The sequence below is a fragment of the Teredinibacter waterburyi genome, assembly GCF_001922985.1.
In the GTDB taxonomy this organism is placed as follows: Bacteria; Pseudomonadota; Gammaproteobacteria; order Pseudomonadales; family Cellvibrionaceae; genus Teredinibacter; species Teredinibacter waterburyi.
In genome coordinates this window covers 56081-76123 of sequence record NZ_MRUH01000007.1, presented here as the reverse complement: position 1 = coordinate 76123, position 20043 = coordinate 56081, and the positions used below count along the sequence as shown (strand labels likewise).

Sequence of the window (20043 nt, the reverse complement as noted above, 5' to 3'; positions counted from 1 at the left end):
AAAAATGTGAAGCCTTATAGTTGATCGGCAGCAACCGCGATCTTATTGGAGAAACGGTAACCCGCGCCGCGAACAGTTTGGACTAATCGATCGTGGCCTTCCAGCTTTAACGCTTTCCGTAAACGTCTAATATGAACATCTACTGTACGCTCTTCAACATAGACGTTGCCACCCCAAACATAGTCTAGCAACTGATTGCGAGAATAGACGCGCTCTTGGTGAGTGAGAAAAAACTCCAGTAAGCGATACTCCGTCGGGCCCATTTGTAAAGGGACTTCACTGATGGTAACGCGGTGGCTCGAAGGGTCCAAACACAGGCCTTCAACGGTAATGGGGTCTGACGATACGCCCTCGCTGCGCCGCAGCACCGCCTTAAGGCGTGCCACTAACTCACGCGGCGAAAAGGGTTTAGTTATGTAATCGTCGGCGCCCGTTTCCAAGCCTTGGATTTTGTTGTCTTCTTCACCCTTGGCGGTGAGCATGACGATAGGTATTTCGCTGGTAACTTCTTGATTTTTCAATCGCCTCGCCAACTCCATTCCGCTTATCCCCGGCAACATCCAATCCAGAAGGATCAGGTCTGGGCGGCTATCGACGATTAAGCGATGCGCGTCTTGGGCGTTGGCGGCCTCCAATACTTTGTATTCGGCCATCTCCAACGCTACCCGTAACATATCGCGAATTGGGCGCTCGTCATCAACGATTAAAATTGTTTTATCTACCATTTGCGGCTCTTTTTTACTCATGAAAGTAAATCATCCAGCAAGCTCCGCTTGCCCTCGGCGGAATCTCCGCACTGGGCTGCATTAAATAAAGGTTTTGTTACCGTTTTATGACCATAACAAATTTAGCGTCTAATCGGCTATTTAAGGGCGTAATCCGCCAGAATTCCGAGGAAAATAACCATACCAACCCAGTTGTTATTCAAAAAAGCAGCAAAGCAGTCACTGGGTTTTCGCACTCGAATTAGGTATTGCTGCCAACCAAAAAGAGCTGCCGCAAGCAACAAACTAAACTGATACACGCCCCCCAACTCGAACCGCTGCCCCACCATAGCCATGGCAAATAACATCATAAACTGCAGCATCGCGGTAATCGCACGATCTTGTTCGGCAAACAAAATAGCGGTAGATTTCACCCCTATTTTGAGGTCGTCCTCACGATCAACCATCGCGTAGAAGGTGTCATAAGCGACCGTCCAAACAACGACAGCGACATACACCAGCCAAATACCCTGATTTAATTCTCCTGTTTGCGCCGCAAATGCCATTGGCACCGACCAGCCAAACGCTGCCCCTAGTACCACTTGTGGCAAATGGGTGAACCGCTTCATAAATGGGTAGCTGAACGCCAGACCAATAGCGGCAAACGACAGATAAATAGTCAGCTTATTGGTCAATAACACCAGCAGGAATGCGGTAAAGGCCAGCACCGTAAAAAGCACTGCGGCTTCCGTTGCCGTCGCTTCACCCGATACCAGCGGACGCGCTTTAGTGCGCGCTACATGGCCATCGACTTTGCGATCGGCAAAATCGTTAATCACACAACCCGCCGAGCGCATTAACACCACACCGACAACGAAAATAATGAGATTATCCCAATCAGGGAAGCCTCCGGCCGCGAGCCAGAGCGCCCAGAGGGTAGGCCAGAGCACTAGATAAATGCCTATCGGGCGGTCTAATCGCATCAGCCGCGCGTAGATTTTGAGTTTTGCCAGGGTTAAAAACATTGGGATTTTCATGGCGGCAATGGTAATACAAATTCCGCTGGGGTACACCGCCGAGATTTCAAACTTAAAACCTGCGTGCTCGAACAACCGCTACACCAAGTGTATAGTTGGCGATGCCTCGATACTCCGAGACAATTTATCTTCGCCCGCCGAATGTGGACAGCCCCGATTCTAGTGTTTTCGGCAAACCGCTGCGCGTAAAACGAAAAATGGGTGCAGCCAAGCGGCACGAGCATTTTCGATTTCCATTGAACGGCGCCATATAACCCACAATACGACGAACAATAAGTAGCTAAGGCTCTAGAGATATGCGAAAACAGGAACTGGTCGCGGCGGTAAAACTGTCTACAGGTTTAACCGCTGCACAAGCCGATGAGGTTGTTTCGTCGGTTGTCGAACAGATTACCAACGCCTTAGCGCGCGATGAAACGGTAACACTGGTAGGGTTTGGCAGCTTTCGCACCAAGCTCCGTGCCGCACGCTCGGGTAAAAATCCAAGTACCGGTGCTAGCATCGCCATCCCCGCAAGCCATGCGGTAAGTTTTAAAGCCGGCGAAAAGCTCCGCAATCTTGTTGCGGCAAAATCAGAATAAAACGAATCAGCCCTAAGCCAACTTAACTCACCCCAGAAAAGGTTTCCATTATGCGACTCGCTCTTCACTGGCAAATACTCATCGCCATTGCAGCCGCCGCTGTTGTTGGCGCTGGTCTAAATATATCGCAACAAAACGGCAGCGCAATGAGCGGCCAGGTACAAACCATATTTGCGTTTGTTGGCACGTTATTTTTAAACGGTTTGAAAATGATCATCGTACCCTTGATCGTAGCGTCGATTATTAATGGCGTAGCGTCGATGGGCAGCGGCGGCAGCCTTGGCCGCATGGGGGGCAAAACCCTCGGCTTTTATTTTGCCTCGAGCTTAATGGCGATTCTCACCGGCTTGCTTTTAGTTAACCTGTTAACGCCTGGGATTATCGATGGCGAGCCCGCCAAGGATCAGTTGAATTTAGTTACCAGTGCCGAAGTGGAACAACAACTTGCCAAAATAGAAGGTCGCGGCACCGGCGATATCGCTGCGGTATTTCACCGTATGCTGCCACCCAATATTGTGCAAGCGGCAGCCGATGGCCAAATGCTTGGCTTGATTTGTTTTAGTCTAATGTTTGGCTATTTCATGTTGCGCATCGCCAAGCAATACCGCGACACCATGGTTAATTTTTGGCAAGGCGTGTTCGATACCATGATGGGCATCACCATGTTTATCATGAAGTTCACCCCCATCGGCGTGTTCGCATTGGTGGCCAACACCATTGCCGCAACCGGCTTTGCTGCATTTAAGCCGCTGCTAATTTTCTTCATTACCGTAACTCTTGCGCTCGGCATACACATGTTTATTACCATGCCGCTGATTCTAAAATATGTCGCAAAAATCAACCCTATTATACAGTTTCGCGGCATGGCGCCAGCGATGCTCACTGCGTTTTCTACGGCGTCGTCCTCTGGTACGCTACCAATCACAATGGAGTGTATGGAGCAAAATGTTGGCGTATCAAAACGCACAACATCCTTCGTTTTACCCTTAGGAGCAACGGTAAATATGGACGGCACCGCACTGTATGAATGTGTCGCCGCCATTTTTATCGCTCAGGCCTACGGCCTAGAACTAACCTTTGCAACACAATTTAGTATTGTGGTGATAGCGCTGCTAACGTCGATTGGTGTTGCCGGTATTCCCGCCGCAAGTTTGGTGGCAATTTCGGTAATTCTCACCTCTATCGGCTTGCCGCCAGACGGGATTGCCCTGCTCTTGGTTACCGATCGAGTTTTGGATATGGCGCGCACTGCGGTAAATGTCTTTAGCGATAGCTGTTGTGCAACCTTTGTCGCTCGCAGCGAAGGGGAAACACTCACCCCGATAGCAGACAAACCGGAAACCGTTAACGCTTAGCCGTTAAAGTTTAATAGTTTCTAGTTAATCGAAACTAGCACAGCTTAATCTGTAGCTTCGCGCTTTTCTATTTTACTAATAACGTAAAGTAAAACTAGCGCGATAGCCGCCACAAAAGCATTCAACAAATAGATTTGTCGATAGTCGTAAAGCTCGCCAACAACCGCAATAAAAATACTGCCCAATACCGTACCGGCAGATGAAGTGCTGATGTAAAGCGCAGAAGCACTTCCCGCCCGCCCTGGAATTTTATCTTGGAACCAACTCGCACCTAAGCCGGAAACAAAACCAATAAAGGTCGAGTTTAAAAACTGCAGAACAAACAGTTGCCAGAGATCGTCTGCCAACCAGATGCCAAAATAAAATACCACGGCGGCTATCGCACCAACCCTAATTAACGGTAATAGCTCCCCACGGCCAGCAAGCCAACCAGCAATAATCATTAATGGTATTTCTATTGCTGCAGCAAGCCCCAACAGATAACCCGCGTATACCGTTTCGACTTGGAGATATTGATCTAAGTAAAGCGGTAGTGAACGCACATAGCCTTGGTTGGTTGCATACAAAAGTGAAAAGGCTACCACCCCGACCACAATTGCCCAGCGACCACGACCCAGAACCGGCGGGGTTTGCGGTGCCTGCTCCAGCACTACGAGTTTAGGGAGAAACAAAACTGCCAGAACAGCTACAACAAAATAGCAGAGCCCCATTAGCTGGTAGTGCAGATGAATACCGAAATGGTAAAACGAAAGAAAGCCAAGCGGTGGCCCCGCAACCCATGCCAACGCGATAGTTGAACGCACAATCGAATTAAACAAGCGACCCTGTTTTAGCGGCAACTGCTGATCGGCAAATTCCCGCGACAGCGCCAGAATTTGCGAAGCCGAGGGGAAAGATAAACTAAACAACGTAACCGCGATTAAAATCGCCAGCGCATAAGATGTGACCAAGCCAAAGCCTATACAGGCAAGACCACCGCAGATCATCGCCACGAAAATCAGCTTGCGTCGGTCCAACAACTTATCGGACCACAGAGCTACCGACTGGGAATAGACCACACCGGTTAGCGCCATGCAGACAAAAAAGGCCCCGATAAGCATTGGCCGCACCTGCAAATGATCGGCGAGGTAGACACTTAAGGTTGGAACAACTAGCGCGTAGAGCGTGCCGATACATAACGACAATAGATAAATTAACAGCGCCGGTGGCGAAAGCAGCGACAAACTTGATGGCTTCATGGGTGGCGGAGGTTCTAAGGACGGGAGGAATGTGAGAATTATACCTGCAAGGGGTAAACGCAAGCTCAACACTCGATGCAATCTGCTACAATCCCCGCCTATGAATGATCATCGACTATTGAACAACTTAAACGAAGCCCAGCGCGAAGCCGTGTCTGCCCCTCCCGCCAACCAATTGGTACTTGCGGGCGCCGGCAGCGGCAAAACTCGCGTGCTGGTACACCGCATTGCCTGGCTAATGCAGGAAGAAAGCTACTCTCCCAACCAAATAATGGCAGTTACCTTTACCAACAAGGCCGCCAAGGAGATGAAAGAGCGCTTACACCAACTGCTTGGCGACACCCTCGGCGAAGGCCGATTACGCACTATGTGGGTAGGCACCTTTCACGGCATTGCGCATCGCTTACTAAAAGCACACTGGCAAGAAGCGGGTTTACCCCAGAACTTTCAAATTCTCGATGGCGACGACCAGCTACGTTTGGTAAAACGGGTTTATCAGGCACTGAATATTGACGATAGCCGCTACCCAGCCAAACAGGCGATGTGGTTTATCGGTTCGGAAAAAGACGAAGGTCGGCGCGCTCAGCATATCGACGCCGGACACGATCCGTTTCTGATCACCATGAAATCGATATACCACGCCTATGAAGAAGCCTGTGAACGCGGCGGCATGGTCGATTTTGCAGAATTATTACTGCGATCCCACGAATTGTGGCTGAAAAACCCCACACTACTAAAGCACTATCAACAGCGTTTCAAAGCTCTATTAGTCGACGAGTTTCAAGATACCAACTCGGTACAATACGCCTGGCTACGTGTGTTGGCCGGCAAAGAAGCCCATATCACTGCAGTCGGCGATGACGACCAGTCTATCTACGGCTGGCGCGGCGCTAAGATTGAAAACATCCAAGCCTTCGAAACCGACTTTGCCCCCGTGGCGGTAACCCGACTCGAACAAAACTACCGCTCCACCGCTACGATTCTGAACGCGGCAAACGCGGTGATCGAAAACAATACCGACCGCCTAGGTAAATCACTTTGGACCAGCGACGGTGACGGCGAAAAAATTGATCTCTATACCGCATTTAATGAGCAGGACGAAGCCCGTTACATAGTCGACAGCATTACCTCCTGGGTGAGTGCAAACAAAGCCAACAACAGTGATTGCGCCATTCTTTATCGCTCTAACGCTCAGTCGCGTGTATTGGAAGAAGCCTTTATTCGCGAAGATATGCCCTACCGAATCTACGGCGGCCAACGTTTCTATGAACGCTTAGAAATTAAAAACGCCGTCGCCTATTTGCGTCTATTGTCCAATCGCAACGACGACGCCTCCTTTGAGCGTGTCATCAATACGCCAACGCGCGGTATCGGCAGTAAAACCATCGAAACCCTGCGCTTATTCGCGCGCGAACAAGGTTGCTCCCTGTTCGATGCAATGCGCGGCGCCATCAGTAAAGGTGTGTTTACCGCTCGGGCCAGCACCGCGCTACGCGGCTTCGACGCATTGCTAAGTGAACTCCAAGACACAATTATCGGCCTGAGTTTAGATGCCGCGATTGAACGCGTTATCAATCAAAGTGGACTGCTTGAGTTCCATAAAAAAGAAAAGGGTGAAAAAGGCCAAGCGCGCATTGAAAACTTAGAGGAACTGGTGAATGCCGGTCGTGTTTTTGTTGCCGATGACGAAGACCTAACCCCACTACAACAATTTTTAGATAACGCCGCACTCAATGCCGGCGACACCCAAGCCGACGAATTTGAAGACGCCGTGCAAATGATGACCTTGCACTCGGCAAAAGGTTTGGAGTTTCCACTGGTATTTTTAGCCGGTATGGAAGAAAACCTGTTCCCCCATAAAATGTCAGCCGAAGAACCGGGCAGAATGTCTGAAGAACGACGTTTGTGTTACGTCGGCATTACCCGCGCCATGAAAAAACTGGTGATCTCGTTCGCCGAAAGCCGACGCCTACACGGCACTGAAAACTTTAATTCAGTATCGCGTTTCGTGCGCGAAATTCCTAAAGACTTAATGCAAGAAGTCAGAATTAAATCGACGATCACTCGCCCCGCCTCATACGGTGGCCAGCCCGGCGGTTTTGGCAGCCGCAGCATTGTTTCCGCAGCGGAAACACGCGTGCGCCAAGCATTGGGCAATCAGTCGCTGCAGAGTGCTTACCCAAACTTAGCCCTAGGTCAGTTAGTTAAGCATCCGGTTTTTGGCGAAGGCACTATTTTACAATTTCAGGGCCACGGCGATTCCGCACAAGTGAGCGTCAATTTCGGTTCCGAAGGTAGTAAATGGTTAGTGTTGCGCTACGCAAAATTAGAGCCCGCGTAAACTGCGCGGCGATTCAGTTAATACGAACACCATCGTAAACAGTACGCCGGCCTAAAAAATTAATAATAAGCATTCCAAGAAAAGGCTAATACCTCATGCAAGCACGTTATGCCCCATGGTGGCTACCAACCGCACTAGTCGCGGCACTATCCCTGTGTGTGATTCTATTTACTTTGCTCGTTCTCGACAGCACTAACACAACGGCCCAGCATCAAAGCGAGACAAGCGGCGACACAGACACATTTACTTGGAAAATGGTAACCACTTGGCCGAAGAATTTTCCGGGGTTAGGTTCCGCGCCAGAAAATTTTGCGCGCATGGTCGACGCAATGAGTAGCGGTCGGTTAAAAATACAAGTACACGGCGCTAACGAAATAGTACCTGCACTTGGGGTATTTGGTGCAGTCTCTTCCGGCAGCGTACAAATGGGCCACGGCGCGGCCTACTACTGGAAAGGTAAAGTTCCGGCTGCAGTCTTTTTTACCGCTGTGCCTTTTGGCTTAAATGCACAAGAACTGAATGGCTGGCTGCACTACGGTGGCGGCATGGCGCTGTGGCGAGAAATATACAACGACTTTAATCTCGTCCCTTTTGCCGCCGGCAACACTGGCGTACAAATGGGCGGCTGGTTTAATCGCGAGATAAATTCTATTTCGGACCTGCAGGGTCTAAAAATGCGTATCCCCGGATTGGGCGGCGAAGTGTTTAGTCGCGCGGGCGGAACCGCCGTCAACATTCCCGGCGGGGAACTTTATACCTCGCTACAGTCTGGCGTTATCGACGCGACCGAATGGGTTGGCCCCTATAACGATCTAGCCTTTGGTTTCCATCAAATCGCTCAATACTATTATTACCCCGGCTGGCACGAGCCCGGCCCGACTCTAGAAATTATTGTAAATAAAGATGCCTTCAATACATTACCGGACGATTTAAAAGCTATCGTCGAAACCGCAGCACGCGCGGTCAATCAAGATATGCTCGACGAGTACACCGTACGCAACGTTGCCGCCTTTGATGAATTGATCAACGTCAAAGGGGTAGAACTACGCAAATTTCCCGACGATGTACTGGCGGAATTCAAACGTATTTCTTTCGAACTGTACGACGAAATGTCGGCATCCGACCCAGTATTTGCAAAGGTGTATAAATCTTACAAGGCGTATCTGGACGGAGTGCGAGAGTACCACCGCTTAAGTGAAGAGGCTTATTTCGAGGCGCGTTAATACTAAGTACCACTACAGCGCTATCACTTAATCGATAAAGTGACGGCGCTGTAGCAGCATCTTTTCTTTCTAGGTTATACGGTAAGGAACTTACGAACGGCCTGTTCATCCATCGATTTAATATCCCCCGACAAAGTAACAACACCGCGATCCATCACCGCGTATTTATCCCCCAAGTCGCGAGCAAACTCAAAGTATTGCTCCACCAAAATAATCGCCATCTCGCCCTGCTGCCGCAAAATCGAAATTACATTGTGGATATCCTTAATAATTGACGGCTGAATGCCTTCGGTTGGCTCATCCAAAATTAATAATTTCGGTTTCATTACCAGCGCGCGACCAATCGATAGCTGCTGCTGCTGGCCACCAGACAAGTCGCCGCCACGACGGTGCAACATTTTTCGCAACACAGGGAACAAATCAAAAATTTCATCGTTAACTTTTCGCTCGCCACGAGGCAGCGCGGCAAAGCCGGTTTTCAAATTTTCCAACACGGTTAACTGAGAAAATATTTGTCGCCCCTGCGGCACATAGGCAATTCCTAAACGCGCGCGATCTGCCGCGCTAAGTTTGGAAATATCACGACCATTCCACTCAACACTGCCGGAGGTAATACCCTGCCTTCCGGTTACGGCCTGCATCAAGCTGGTTTTACCTACACCGTTGCGACCGAGAATACAGGTGATTTCACCCTTAGCGGCCTCTAGGCTAACGTTTTCTAGCGCCTGACTTGCGCCGTAATGAAGATCAATATTTTTTGCACTTAACATAATATTCCCCTGTTAGCGGCCGAGGTAAACTTCGATTACACGCGGATTGGAAGAAACCTTATCCAACGTGCCTTCGGCCAATACACTACCCTCGTGTAAAACCGTTACCTTACAATCCAAGGCGCGGACAAATTCCATGTCGTGCTCGACCACAATAACCGAATGACTCTTCGCTATATCTTTTAATAGGCGTGCGGTTTCCATGGTTTCGTAATCGGTCATCCCGCCTGCCGGCTCATCGACCAATAACACTTCTGGCTCTTGAATAAACAACATGCCAATCTCCAACCACTGCTTTTGGCCGTGAGATAGATTTTCGGCTAGGTCTTTTTTCTTTTCGGAAAGGCCAATAAGATTAATCACCTCGTCAATGCGATCTGCCTGAGCGGCTTTAAGCTTATAGAAAAGCGTTTGCAACACACCACGATTGCCGGCGAGAGCAAGCTCTAGGTTATCCCAAATCGATAAGCTATCAATGACCGTTGGCTTCTGGAACTTGCGGCCAATACCCATGTTGGCAATATCAGCCTCGTCGTAACGGGTTAGATCAATATGATCTTTAAAGCGCACCTCACCGGCGTCCGGTTTGGTTTTTCCCGTAATGATATCCATCATCGTGCTTTTGCCGGCGCCGTTAGGACCGATAATCGCGCGCAGTTCACCCGGAGCTATATCCAAAGACAGATTGTTAATGGCTTTGAAACCATCGAACGTTTTAGTAACACCATTTAAATAAAGAATACTGCGGATTTCTGCCGAGGCGTTGATCGGTTGATGTGTAGTCACGACTTCACCTCCCCTATGTTTTTGTCATTATCGGCATCGCTTTGGTCTGGTGAATCATCGCTACCATGAGTAGAGCGCGCTTTACGTTTGCCCATCAGTGATTCCGCCACGCCAACAATACCGCGCGGTAAATAGGTCGTAGAAATAACGAACAACCCGCCCAACATAAACAACCAAATCTCCGGAAAAGCACCAGTAAAATAGGTTTTCGCATAGTTAACAACCAAGGCCCCAATTACGGCGCCGTAAAGCGTACCGCGGCCGCCGAGAGCTACCCAAATTACAATTTCGATAGAGTTAATCGGTGAAAATTCGCCTGGATTAATTATGCCAACTTGAGGGACAAATAATGCACCGGCGATACCGGCGAGCATGGCACTAAAAATAAACACCAATAATTTGTAGTGCTCGACGCGATAGCCTAAGAAACGTGTGCGACTTTCCGCATCGCGTATCGACACAAGGACTCGACCGAACTTGCTTGTGGTTATAAATCGACAGGCGAGATAAGCCAGTATTACCGACACGGCAGACAAAACAAAAAGGGTTAATCGGGTTCCGTCTGACTGTATATCAAACCCTAAAATTTCTTTAAAGTCGGTAAGGCCATTATTACCACCGAAGCCAAAATCATTTAAGAAAAAAGCCTGCATTAACGCAAAGGTTAAAGCTTGGGTAATGATCGACAGATACACACCGGTAACCCGTGAACGGAAAGCAAGCCAACCAAACACAAATGCCAGCAAACCGGGAACGACGATTACCATAATCATCGCGAAGGTAAAGCTGTCGAAGCCAAGCCAATACCAGGGCAGGCTATCCCAGTTTAGGAACACCATAAAGTCAGGCAATTCGGCGTTACCATAAACACCGCGATCACCAATCTGGCGCATCAGATACATGCCCATGGCGTAACCGCCCAAGGCAAAAAATGCGCCGTGGCCTAAACTTAGGATACCGCAATAACCCCAGACCAGATCTAAGGCTAAAGCCAGTAAGGCATAACACAGGTACTTACCGAGCAAACTAACCGTGTAAGTGGGTACATGTAGAAACGAATCTTCTGGCATAACAATATTCAGTATGGGTACCAATATTGCCAAAGCTAAAAGCGCAGCCAAAATGTAGCGGCCAACTTTGTCGTTCATAATAAGCGTATAGAGAATTGAATTTTTTAGCATTTTATCAATCCTCCGCAAACCGGCCTTTTAACGCGAATAATCCGCGCGGCCGCCATTGAATAAACAGAATGATAAAAACAAGCACAATTATTTTTCCGATTACGGCGCCGGTTACCGGCTCCAAGAATTTATTCACAATACCCAGACTCATAGCCGCGAAAAAAGTACCCAACAGATTACCGACACCGCCAAATACCACCACCATAAACGAGTCGATAATATAGCTTTGGCCAAGGTTAGGGCCTACATTGGTAATTTGGCTGAGCGCAACGCCAGCGATGCCGGCGATACCGGAGCCCAGTCCAAAGGTGAGTGCATCAACCCAATTGGAGCGAATACCCATAGAGTTCGCCATTGCGCGATTTTGAGTTACCGCTCTCATCTGCAAGCCAACCAAGGTTTTTTTCAACAGCAAAGCTAAGGCTGCCAATACAAATAACGCGAAAATTAAAATATAAATACGGTTATAAGTAATGGATAAAGCACCGTTCACTTGCCAAAATCCGCTCAGCCAATCAGGTGTAACCACCGGGACGTTATTCGCCCGATACATCCGCACCGCCTGCTGTAAAATCAGGCTAATCCCAAAAGTTGCCAATAGGGTATCGAGTGGTCGGCCATAGAGATGACGAATGATAATTCGCTCGATCAACACACCAGCTGTACCCGAAACTAAGAATGCAGCGGGAACTGCCAACAGCAGTGAAACGTTAATGTGATTTGGTAAGAGTTGCTGAATTGCAAAGGTGGTGTAGGCACCAAGCATAATCATTTCGCCGTGGGCCATATTAATTACACCCATCACGCCGAACGTAATCGCCAAACCAATTGCAGCTAGTAGCAGAATAGAACCAAGACTTAAGCCAAACATTAGGTTTTCGGTAAACTTGAATATGCCAAGCTTGGTATTAATGCTCTTCAGCTTTAACTCCGCTAGCTTGGCAATTTCGACATTGGACTCTAGGTATTTTCCGTCCTCACCTTTTTTTGCAAGGCTGTTTAATACTGCTACAGCTTCGGGTTCGACTGCTGTACCTAGAACCTCAACCGCATCAGCGCGAACTTCTTGGTCGTCTGATTGGATATCGATGCGCGCAATTGCCACATCGAGGAGGTGTTTAACTTCGTCCGACTTTTCTTTTTTTGATGCCAGAGCCAATACCTCGCGCAAGGAATCATCGGGCGACTTAATCATATTGCGGGCAGATTCTAAACGTAATTTTCGATCTGGGCTCGCCAGCTCTAGTAACGCAACAGCAGAACGAAGCTGTTGTCGAACGCCGTTATTGATTCTGATTTTACGGGCATCGCGGCTGCCAACTACGCCTAGGCTTTCGCCACTAATCACATCCGTTAGCTCCAGCCCCTCTTCGACTTCAGCAACAAACACAATGACGCCATCACTCTTTCGATAGAAAAGCTCACCGTCCTGCATTTTTTTCAGAATAGGCAAAGTACGGTCGTCACTCAATAATGACAACGCTGTAATAGCCTTACTTTTTGCGCTAAAAGATTTACCGTTCAAATCTTCCAACAATGATTTAAATTCAGCTTCGGTTGCTTGCCTTTGTTCGGTTAAGGTTGCTTCCGACGCTTGAGGATCTTCGCTCTTTATCTCCTGCGCTTGCACCAGCGCGGATAAGGAGATAACTCCAACTAGGCATATTGCTCTTATTAGTATATTCATAATCGTCCAGTCTCTAACGAGAGTTAAGAACTGTACTAATCCAAGTGGATTAGGCTGCGTCGATGAGCGTATTCATCGCTCACGCTCATTTTTATTTAAATTTTGGGGTAAAAGTAAGGCCTGGCAATTCGGATAGAACCACCAGGCCTTGGCTTTAAATTAACGTGAGGTAAAACGTTATTTAAAATCGCTAGTACCAGCTAACTGAATGGCCGATACATCACTAGTAGTTTTGACCAGAGCACTTACCGGTTTTGATGTTGAAATTTCCGCACTTAATAGGAGCAGTCCAGTCAGCAACAAGGTTGGCAGATTCAGGAAGGAAGTCAGTCCAAGCATCACCAATTACACCACCAGCTGTAGCCCATACAGTTTCAAACTGGCCGTCTTCTTGAATCTCACCAATTAATACTGGCTTGGTTAGGTGGTGATTGGTATTCATTACCGCAATGCCGCCAGTCAAGTTAGGCTCAGTAATGCCGTACATTGCAGGGCGAACAGCATCAACGGCGGTAGTACCCGCTTTTTCTACAGCTTGCGCCCACATTTTAAAGCCAATATAAGTTGCTTCCATTGGATCGTTGGTTACACGCTTCTTGTCTTTAATAAACTTCTGCCATTTCTTAATGAACGCATCGTTAGCGTCAGATTCGGCGCTCATAAAGTAGTTCCAAGCAGCCAAGTGACCAACCAAAGGCTTGGTATCAAAGCCAGACAATTCTTCTTCACCAACAGAGAAAGCGACTACTGGAATATCTTCTGCAGAAATACCTTGGTTGCCCAACTCTTTGTAGAAAGGAACGTTTGCATCGCCATTAATTGTAGAAACTACCGCTGTCTTCTTGCCCGCTGAACCAAACTTTTTGATTTCTGCAACACGAGTGGACCACTTATCGTGACCGAACGGCGTGTAGCTGATAGAAATATCGGCTTTGGCTACGCCCTTGCTCATCAAGTATTGCTCAAGAATTTTGTTAGTGGTACGCGGATAAACATAGTCGGTGCCTTCCAGCACCCAACGCTTAACCGAGCCGCCTTCTTCGCTCATCAAGTAATCTACTGCTGGAATCGCCTGTTGATTTGGCGCTGCCCCGGTGTAAAAAACGTTCTTGGAGGATTCTTCGCCTTCGTATTGAACGGGATAGAACAACAGACCATTCAATTCTTCAATTACCGGCAAAACTGATTTACGAGAAACCGACGTCCAACAACCAAAAATGACATCAACTTTATCTTTAGCGAGTAGCTCGCGCGTTTTTTCCGCGAACAACGGCCAATTTGATGCTGGGTCAACAACTACAGCTTCTAATTTTTTACCGAGCAAACCGCCTTTCGCGTTTTGATCTTCAATCATCATCAACACTGTGTCTTTTAAAGTGGTTTCACTAATAGCCATGGTGCCAGACAACGAGTGAAGCACACCGACTTTAATCGTATCTGCCGCCTGCGCTGTGTAAGCGCCAAAACTCAGAATGGCCGCACCCAGCGTTAAACCTGTTTTTTTAATGATGTTGTGCATGCTTTAGTCTCCTTTGAGCTAAACAATTATATTTTTTGTGTTCGACCCCCCAAGAGAGGCCCCTAAATGAAACGCACACTGATAACGCATGTTTAGTGCCAACTCGAAAAAAAACTAATTGAATCGATTAAATGTTCAAATAAATCAATAACTAAGCGGGTTGAATGCTTCGTTAAATGGGATGCATTTTGAAATGGTAGGATTTAAAAGTAGGGACGAGCGCCCTACAAAGGGGCTTGTTTTTTGCGGGTGACGGAGACTTAGGCCAAAATGGTGCACAACCAATAAACGAATCTGAATTTATACCTGAAATGCGAGATATACACCCAAGAATAACGAGAATCCCGCCATCAATACCTGTAGTGCACGCCAATAGATAGCATCAAAACGATGCAAGCTTCTCAAACTCCATGCCAGAGCGCCACCCATCGCACTCATAGATAACATTACACCCGCACTAAAAAATAGCACGTACACCAAACCGACTTGTGGCTGGGCAAGCTGAGAAATAGGAATGAGCGCTAATAGCGGTGCAGATCCCGCGGTACCATGAATAAGCCCCACTAGCGGCGCGGAAAAACCTTGTTTGTTTGTTCGCTTATCAGTAAAGGTTTCTTTTTTTTGTTTGCCAATATTAGACAGGCGCAGCAAAGCCGTAAGCCCAATAAATATCAGCATATAAGCAACGCTATGCTCAGCGACAATACTCAGTTGCTGGGGAATCGCGGTGCCAGCAACAAATACCGCCAGCGAAATAACCAGCAGTGCGGTGGCGTGACCGAGTGACCATTGAAAGCCTCGCAGCCAATCGCCGCTGCCGATTGGTGTACTGCGCAACAAATAAACCTGATGACCTTTACTAGCGATACCCGTATCAATATTACCCGGGGTATCAACGCGCCCATTGCCCGCGGTCAAACCGCCAACCGCAGCAATATGGTCGGGATCGAAAGCATGCACCATGCCCAACCCCAATCCCATCAACAAAAATACACTTAAACCCATGGGTTCCATTGTTACCACTCCTAGCTTTGTCTCAGCTACGCTGGGATAAAAGACTAAACTACGCCGTTACGAAATCGACAAAATCAAACGCCGCTACGTGTTCTGCGTTAACATGCCCTGCTTTTCAATAAAGCTAACAATTTCGCTTACACCTGTACCGTCTTTTAAATTGCTAAATACAAACGGTTTTTCGCCGCGCATTTTTTTTGCATCGCGATCCATTACGCTCAAATCTGCTCCAACCATAGGCGCCAAATCGATTTTGTTGATAATGAGCAAATCGGATTTTGTAATACCGGGGCCACCTTTTCGCGGAATTTTATCGCCGGCCGAGACATCAATAACGTACAAGGTTAGATCGGATAATTCAGGGCTAAAGGTTGCCGCCAAGTTATCGCCACCGCTCTCAATTAAAATGACATCGAGATCGGGAAAGCGATCATTTAACTCGGCAACGGCACTTAGATTCATCGAAGCATCTTCGCGAATAGCGGTATGTGGGCAGCCCCCGGTTTCAACGCCGAGAATACGCTCTTGCTCAAGCACGTTGTGACGCAATAAAAATTCTGCATCTTCGCGAGTGTAAATATCATTGGTTATCACGGCAATGTTGTATTTATCTTTAATCGCTTCGCACAAGGTTTTTACTAATGCGGTTTTGCCGGAACCCACCGGACCGCCAATACCTAATCGTAGAGTTGGTTTTTTGTTATTCATCTGTTGGCTCATTTGGATCTCTTACTGTTTAAATTAATTTGCTATAAATTCGATTATGCCGCTCCAGCGTTTCACCGTTGCAATCAATCATAGGTGTCAACCAACCATCGATCTCAACCAAGCATAGTTGGCAATCGCATTCGACTAGGATCGAAATAGTCGAGAATATTGCCGCTCGTGTTTTGCCGATGCCATAGACAGCCCCGGCAGGCCTACGCCCAACTGTTCATCTGGAAGTTCCAGTGCCAAGTCGCAGGCGGGTGGAATTAATACCATTAACTTCGTTATTAATTTTTGCGCGTGCGTCTGCCCCAAAGGAACCGCTTTAGTCGCTGCCGCAATTTGATTCTCAAGCCAACTCCATGCGAAGCCCTGCATCAAATCCTCAAGCGGGATTTCTCGGCGCAAACCCACCAAGGCAAACAAGTTAGCAAAACAAGGCGCGGCAGAACATTTATTTTCAGCGCCGTCTATTTCAAGTGACACCAACAGACGTTGCAAAGCTACACCGAGCTGTTCATCCTCTAAAAGTAGTTCGTGTGTTTCGCGACTCGCACGAAGGTAATCGTTCCAATAGTTTACCGCGACTAAATCACCTGCTTGCCATGCACAATAGAATCGCTTTAACAGTGGCAAGTCTAAATATGCAAAGCTGTTTTCCAATATTCCGGCTATCCAGTCTTCTAGCGCACCATCGGCAACCAACCAACCGGCATCGACCGCATACTCCTGCCCCTGCGAATATGCGTAGGCGCCTACCGGTAGCGCCGGACTAACGAGATGCATTAAATGAAGTAGACGGTAGTTTTGCATAGCTGATATAAAATACTTGTATAAATTTAATGGTGTAAGTCTAATTGAATAGGCACTACTGAATAGGCCTGCTGAATAGGGCCTACAGTTTAATGCTCGTATGTATTAACACGACTGTATATAGGCCTGTATCGGTATCAATCCGCCACAACTAGTGACTATGACTATGATCGCCATCGTGGCTATGCGAATGTCCGTGGCTAGAACCATGATAGGCGCCATTCTCCGGATTAAAAGGTTTGTCCGCATGTGCGACAGTTAAACCCAAGCCGCGCACCATGTCATCTAATACGTGATCATGTTGATAACGCAGAAATCCCGCATCCGATTCTTTGCCTATCTGCACACCAATTTGCAAGGGTACATGGCGATTACCCAAATGGTATGCCGCACGAGTCAGCAGCAAAAGTTCTGCGGAAACGACTTCACTCACGGATTCCATGGCGGCAATAATTTTAATTACCGTGCCGTCGCTACACTTTAAATATTCACCATCTTCCAATACGCGGCCACGTTCTAGAAACCAACCAACGTCTGCTCCGGTACTCGTCGTTGTACGGTGCCGACTTTTTTTCCGCTCGTCGTAGGTGGCTACCAATTCTTGATAGTCATCACTCGTCGTCGCTAATATTTCGTATGCTTCTAACATGAATTCCTCTTAAATCATCTTCCATTTTTTATTGAAGCGATTAAAACAAAAAGTATCTTTGAGCCAAAGGTAATGTCTCGGCGGGCTCGCAGGTTAACAACTGACCGTCGGCCCGTACTTCATAGGTTTCTGGGTCCACTTCCATTTGGGGTTGATAATTGTTGTGGACCATATCCCGCTTTTGTACGCTGCGACAATTTTTTACGGCCACTAAACGACGCTCTAACTGGTAACTACCTTTTATTCCGGCATCTAAAGCGGCTTGACTCACAAAACTTACCGACGTGCCAGTACAAGCCTTGCCATAGGCACCGAACATATGGCGGTAGTGAACCGGTTGCGGTGTTGGGATTGACGCATTTGGATCACCCATTGGCGCGGCAGCAATTGCGCCGCCTTTAATTATGAGAGCTGGCTTAACACCAAAAAATGCGGGTTTCCACAACACCAAATCAGCTAGTTTTCCGACCTCGACAGAGCCCACCTCGTGACTAATGCCATGTGCAAGCGCGGGGTTTATCGTGTACTTCGCAATGTAACGCTTGGCTCGGAAGTTATCACTTCGACTGCTGTCTTCCGGCAAACTGCCACGCTGAACTTTCATTTTGTGTGCGGTTTGCCATGTGCGACAAATCACTTCACCGACGCGACCCATCGCTTGCGAGTCTGAGGAAATCATCGAGAAGGCGCCGAGGTCGTGCAAAATATCTTCCGCTGCAATGGTTTCTTTACGAATGCGCGAGTCGGCAAAGGCGACATCTTCGGGAATATTCGGATCGAGGTGGTGACATACCATCAACATATCCAAGTGTTCATCTACGGTGTTTACGGTGTAGGGTCGTGTTGGATTGGTCGACGACGGTAATACATTGTCGAGCCCACAGGCTTTAATAATATCCGGCGCGTGTCCGCCGCCTGCACCCTCGGTGTGATAGGTGTGAATGGTACGGCCTTTAAACGCGGCAATAGTATCTTCAACAAAACCCGACTCGTTTAACGTGTCTGTATGAATTGCTACCTGCACATCGTAATTTTCGGCAACGCTCAAACAATTATCGATTGACGCTGGGGTTGTGCCCCAATCTTCATGAAGCTTTAAACCCAGTGCGCCAGCTTCAAGCTGTTCATTTAACGCAATTGGCAAGCTCGCATTACCCTTACCTAAAAATCCTAAATTCATTGGGAAGGATTCGCCCGCTTCTAACATTTTGCGAATATGCCAAGGGCCTGGCGTACAGGTGGTGGCATTGGTTCCCGTTGCCGGGCCAGTGCCGCCGCCAAGCATGGTGGTAACGCCGCTCATTAAAGCTTCTTCTATTTGCTGCGGACAAATAAAGTGGATGTGCGCATCGATTGCGCCCGCTGTCAGAATTTGGCCTTCGCCAGCAATAACTTCTGTTCCCGGGCCAATTTCGATTGTGACACCCGGCTGAATATCGGGGTTGCCCGCTTTACCTAGCGCAATAATACGGCCATCTTTAATCGCTACGTCGGCTTTTACCACCCCCCAGTGGTCGAGAATTAATGCATTGGTAATAACCGTATCTGGGGTTAATGTGGTGGACGCTTGGCTTTGACCCATACCATCACGAATAACTTTGCCGCCACCAAACTTTACTTCTTCGCCATAGATAGTGAAGTCTTTTTCAACTTCTAACCACAATTCTGTATCACCCAATCTTACTCGGTCGCCTAGAGTAGGCCCGAACATATCGGCATAGGCTTTGCGATCTATTGTGCTCATTCGCCGTTCCTTTTTAATCTTGTATGCAATCTTTTAATCACTGTTTAATCGTATCCAAGCGCAACTGACTTTAGAGCTCGCCCATAATATCGCCACGAAAACCATAGACGGTTCGCTTGCCTGCAAGCTCAACTAACTCGACTTGGCGATCTTGGCCTGGCTCAAATCGCACCGCCGTACCCGCGGCAATATTCAACCGAAAACCACGCGCAGCTTCGCGATCAAAACTCAGTGCCAAATTAGTTTCGTAAAAATGATAATGCGAGCCGACCTGAACAGGGCGGTCGCCGGTGTTGGCAACGGTTACGGTTAAGGTTTTGCGGCCCTTATTTAATTCGATCTCGCCGGGTTGGATATCGTATTCACCAGGAATCATCGCTCTCGCCTCTATACAATCGGTTCATGTACGGTCACCAACTTGGTTCCGTCTGGGAATGTTGCTTCGACCTGCACGTCGTGAATCATTTCGGCGATCCCTTCCATCACATCGTCGCGGGTTAAAATTGTGCGTCCGTGGCTCATAAGCTCCGCCACACTTCTACCGTCGCGCGCGCCCTCCATTATTTCGGCGCTGATCAAAGCAATTGCTTCTGGGTAGTTAAGTTTAACGCCGCGTGCTTTACGCCGCTCGGCAAGCAGAGCGGCTGTAAATATCAACAATTTATCTTTATCTCTTGGACTGAGATCCATGGT

At 48.0% G+C, this 20043-nt stretch carries 19 protein-coding genes; 4 read left to right on the top strand and 15 right to left on the bottom strand.

The features are described from left to right. Positions 1 to 14 precede the first annotated feature (14 nt). Positions 15 to 725: a phosphate regulon transcriptional regulator PhoB gene (gene phoB, locus IDZ20_RS00335; protein WP_188149508.1), complete on the bottom strand. Its 711-nt coding sequence runs from the start codon at positions 723 to 725 to the stop codon at positions 15 to 17. 137 nt (positions 726 to 862) lie between these two features. After that, positions 863 to 1741 (bottom strand): 4-hydroxybenzoate octaprenyltransferase, encoded by an 879-nt coding sequence (gene ubiA / locus IDZ20_RS00330; RefSeq protein WP_425443397.1) that lies wholly within the window; start codon positions 1739 to 1741, stop codon positions 863 to 865. 296 nt (positions 1742 to 2037) lie between these two features. Between ubiA and IDZ20_RS00325 the strand changes: the two genes are divergently transcribed. Both IDZ20_RS00325 and IDZ20_RS00320 read left to right on the top strand, forming a co-directional pair. Beyond that, complete coding sequence (locus IDZ20_RS00325; RefSeq protein WP_188149433.1) at positions 2038 to 2322, top strand: HU family DNA-binding protein; 285 nt, start codon at positions 2038 to 2040, stop codon at positions 2320 to 2322. 47 nt (positions 2323 to 2369) lie between these two features. Beyond that, complete coding sequence (locus IDZ20_RS00320) at positions 2370 to 3677, top strand: cation:dicarboxylate symporter family transporter (protein WP_188149506.1); 1308 nt, start codon at positions 2370 to 2372, stop codon at positions 3675 to 3677. Positions 3678 to 3721: 44 nt separating this feature from the next. Here IDZ20_RS00320 and IDZ20_RS00315 read toward each other — a convergent pair whose 3' ends face one another. After that, positions 3722 to 4915: a sugar efflux transporter gene (locus tag IDZ20_RS00315; protein ID WP_188149432.1), complete on the bottom strand. Its 1194-nt coding sequence runs from the start codon at positions 4913 to 4915 to the stop codon at positions 3722 to 3724. 100 nt (positions 4916 to 5015) lie between these two features. Here IDZ20_RS00315 and uvrD point away from each other — a divergent pair, with 100 nt between their 5' ends. Next, complete coding sequence (gene uvrD / locus IDZ20_RS00310) at positions 5016 to 7256, top strand: DNA helicase II (protein ID WP_188149431.1); 2241 nt, start codon at positions 5016 to 5018, stop codon at positions 7254 to 7256. Between the two features lie 95 nt (positions 7257 to 7351). After that, on the top strand, positions 7352 to 8479 hold the full coding sequence (locus tag IDZ20_RS00305; RefSeq protein WP_188149430.1) for a TRAP transporter substrate-binding protein: 1128 nt from the start codon (positions 7352 to 7354) through the stop codon (positions 8477 to 8479). A 74-nt stretch (positions 8480 to 8553) separates the two neighbouring features. Here the strand turns inward: IDZ20_RS00305 and urtE are convergent, their stop codons facing one another. The 12 genes from urtE to ureA form a co-directional block, all read right to left on the bottom strand. Further along, entirely contained in the window at positions 8554 to 9249 is a 696-nt protein-coding gene (gene urtE / locus IDZ20_RS00300) for an urea ABC transporter ATP-binding subunit UrtE (protein ID WP_188149429.1), read from the bottom strand. Between the two features lie 12 nt (positions 9250 to 9261). Beyond that, on the bottom strand, positions 9262 to 10035 hold the full coding sequence (urtD, locus tag IDZ20_RS00295; RefSeq protein WP_188149428.1) for an urea ABC transporter ATP-binding protein UrtD: 774 nt from the start codon (positions 10033 to 10035) through the stop codon (positions 9262 to 9264). Then, positions 10032 to 11216 (bottom strand): urea ABC transporter permease subunit UrtC, encoded by a 1185-nt coding sequence (gene urtC, locus IDZ20_RS00290; RefSeq protein ID WP_188149427.1) that lies wholly within the window; start codon positions 11214 to 11216, stop codon positions 10032 to 10034. Before urtC ends, urtD begins: the two co-directional genes overlap by 4 nt. A 4-nt stretch (positions 11217 to 11220) precedes the next feature. Next, positions 11221 to 12903, bottom strand: coding sequence for an urea ABC transporter permease subunit UrtB (urtB, locus tag IDZ20_RS00285; RefSeq protein ID WP_188149426.1), 1683 nt, complete (start codon positions 12901 to 12903; stop codon positions 11221 to 11223). Between the two features lie 223 nt (positions 12904 to 13126). After that, the gene (urtA, locus tag IDZ20_RS00280) at positions 13127 to 14422 is read right to left on the bottom strand and encodes an urea ABC transporter substrate-binding protein (protein ID WP_188149425.1); all 1296 of its coding nucleotides are present in this window, start codon (positions 14420 to 14422) and stop codon (positions 13127 to 13129) included. 300 nt (positions 14423 to 14722) lie between these two features. Continuing rightward, on the bottom strand, positions 14723 to 15436 hold the full coding sequence (locus IDZ20_RS00275) for an urease accessory protein UreH (RefSeq protein WP_188149424.1): 714 nt from the start codon (positions 15434 to 15436) through the stop codon (positions 14723 to 14725). An 84-nt stretch (positions 15437 to 15520) separates the two neighbouring features. Continuing rightward, a complete protein-coding gene (gene ureG, locus IDZ20_RS00270; protein WP_188149423.1) occupies positions 15521 to 16144 on the bottom strand; it encodes an urease accessory protein UreG in 624 nt (207 codons plus the stop codon). A gap of 144 nt (positions 16145 to 16288) precedes the next feature. Continuing rightward, a complete protein-coding gene (locus tag IDZ20_RS00265; protein ID WP_188149422.1) occupies positions 16289 to 16957 on the bottom strand; it encodes an urease accessory protein UreF in 669 nt (222 codons plus the stop codon). 151 nt (positions 16958 to 17108) lie between these two features. Further along, a complete protein-coding gene (gene ureE / locus IDZ20_RS00260) occupies positions 17109 to 17606 on the bottom strand; it encodes an urease accessory protein UreE (protein ID WP_188149421.1) in 498 nt (165 codons plus the stop codon). Between the two features lie 40 nt (positions 17607 to 17646). Further along, complete coding sequence (ureC, locus tag IDZ20_RS00255) at positions 17647 to 19350, bottom strand: urease subunit alpha (protein ID WP_188149420.1); 1704 nt, start codon at positions 19348 to 19350, stop codon at positions 17647 to 17649. Between the two features lie 70 nt (positions 19351 to 19420). Continuing rightward, positions 19421 to 19726 (bottom strand): urease subunit beta, encoded by a 306-nt coding sequence (locus tag IDZ20_RS00250; protein WP_188149419.1) that lies wholly within the window; start codon positions 19724 to 19726, stop codon positions 19421 to 19423. 11 nt (positions 19727 to 19737) lie between these two features. After that, positions 19738 to 20040, bottom strand: a complete 303-nt coding sequence (ureA, locus tag IDZ20_RS00245) for an urease subunit gamma (protein WP_188149418.1) — start codon at positions 20038 to 20040, stop codon at positions 19738 to 19740. Positions 20041 to 20043: the final 3 nt, after the last annotated feature.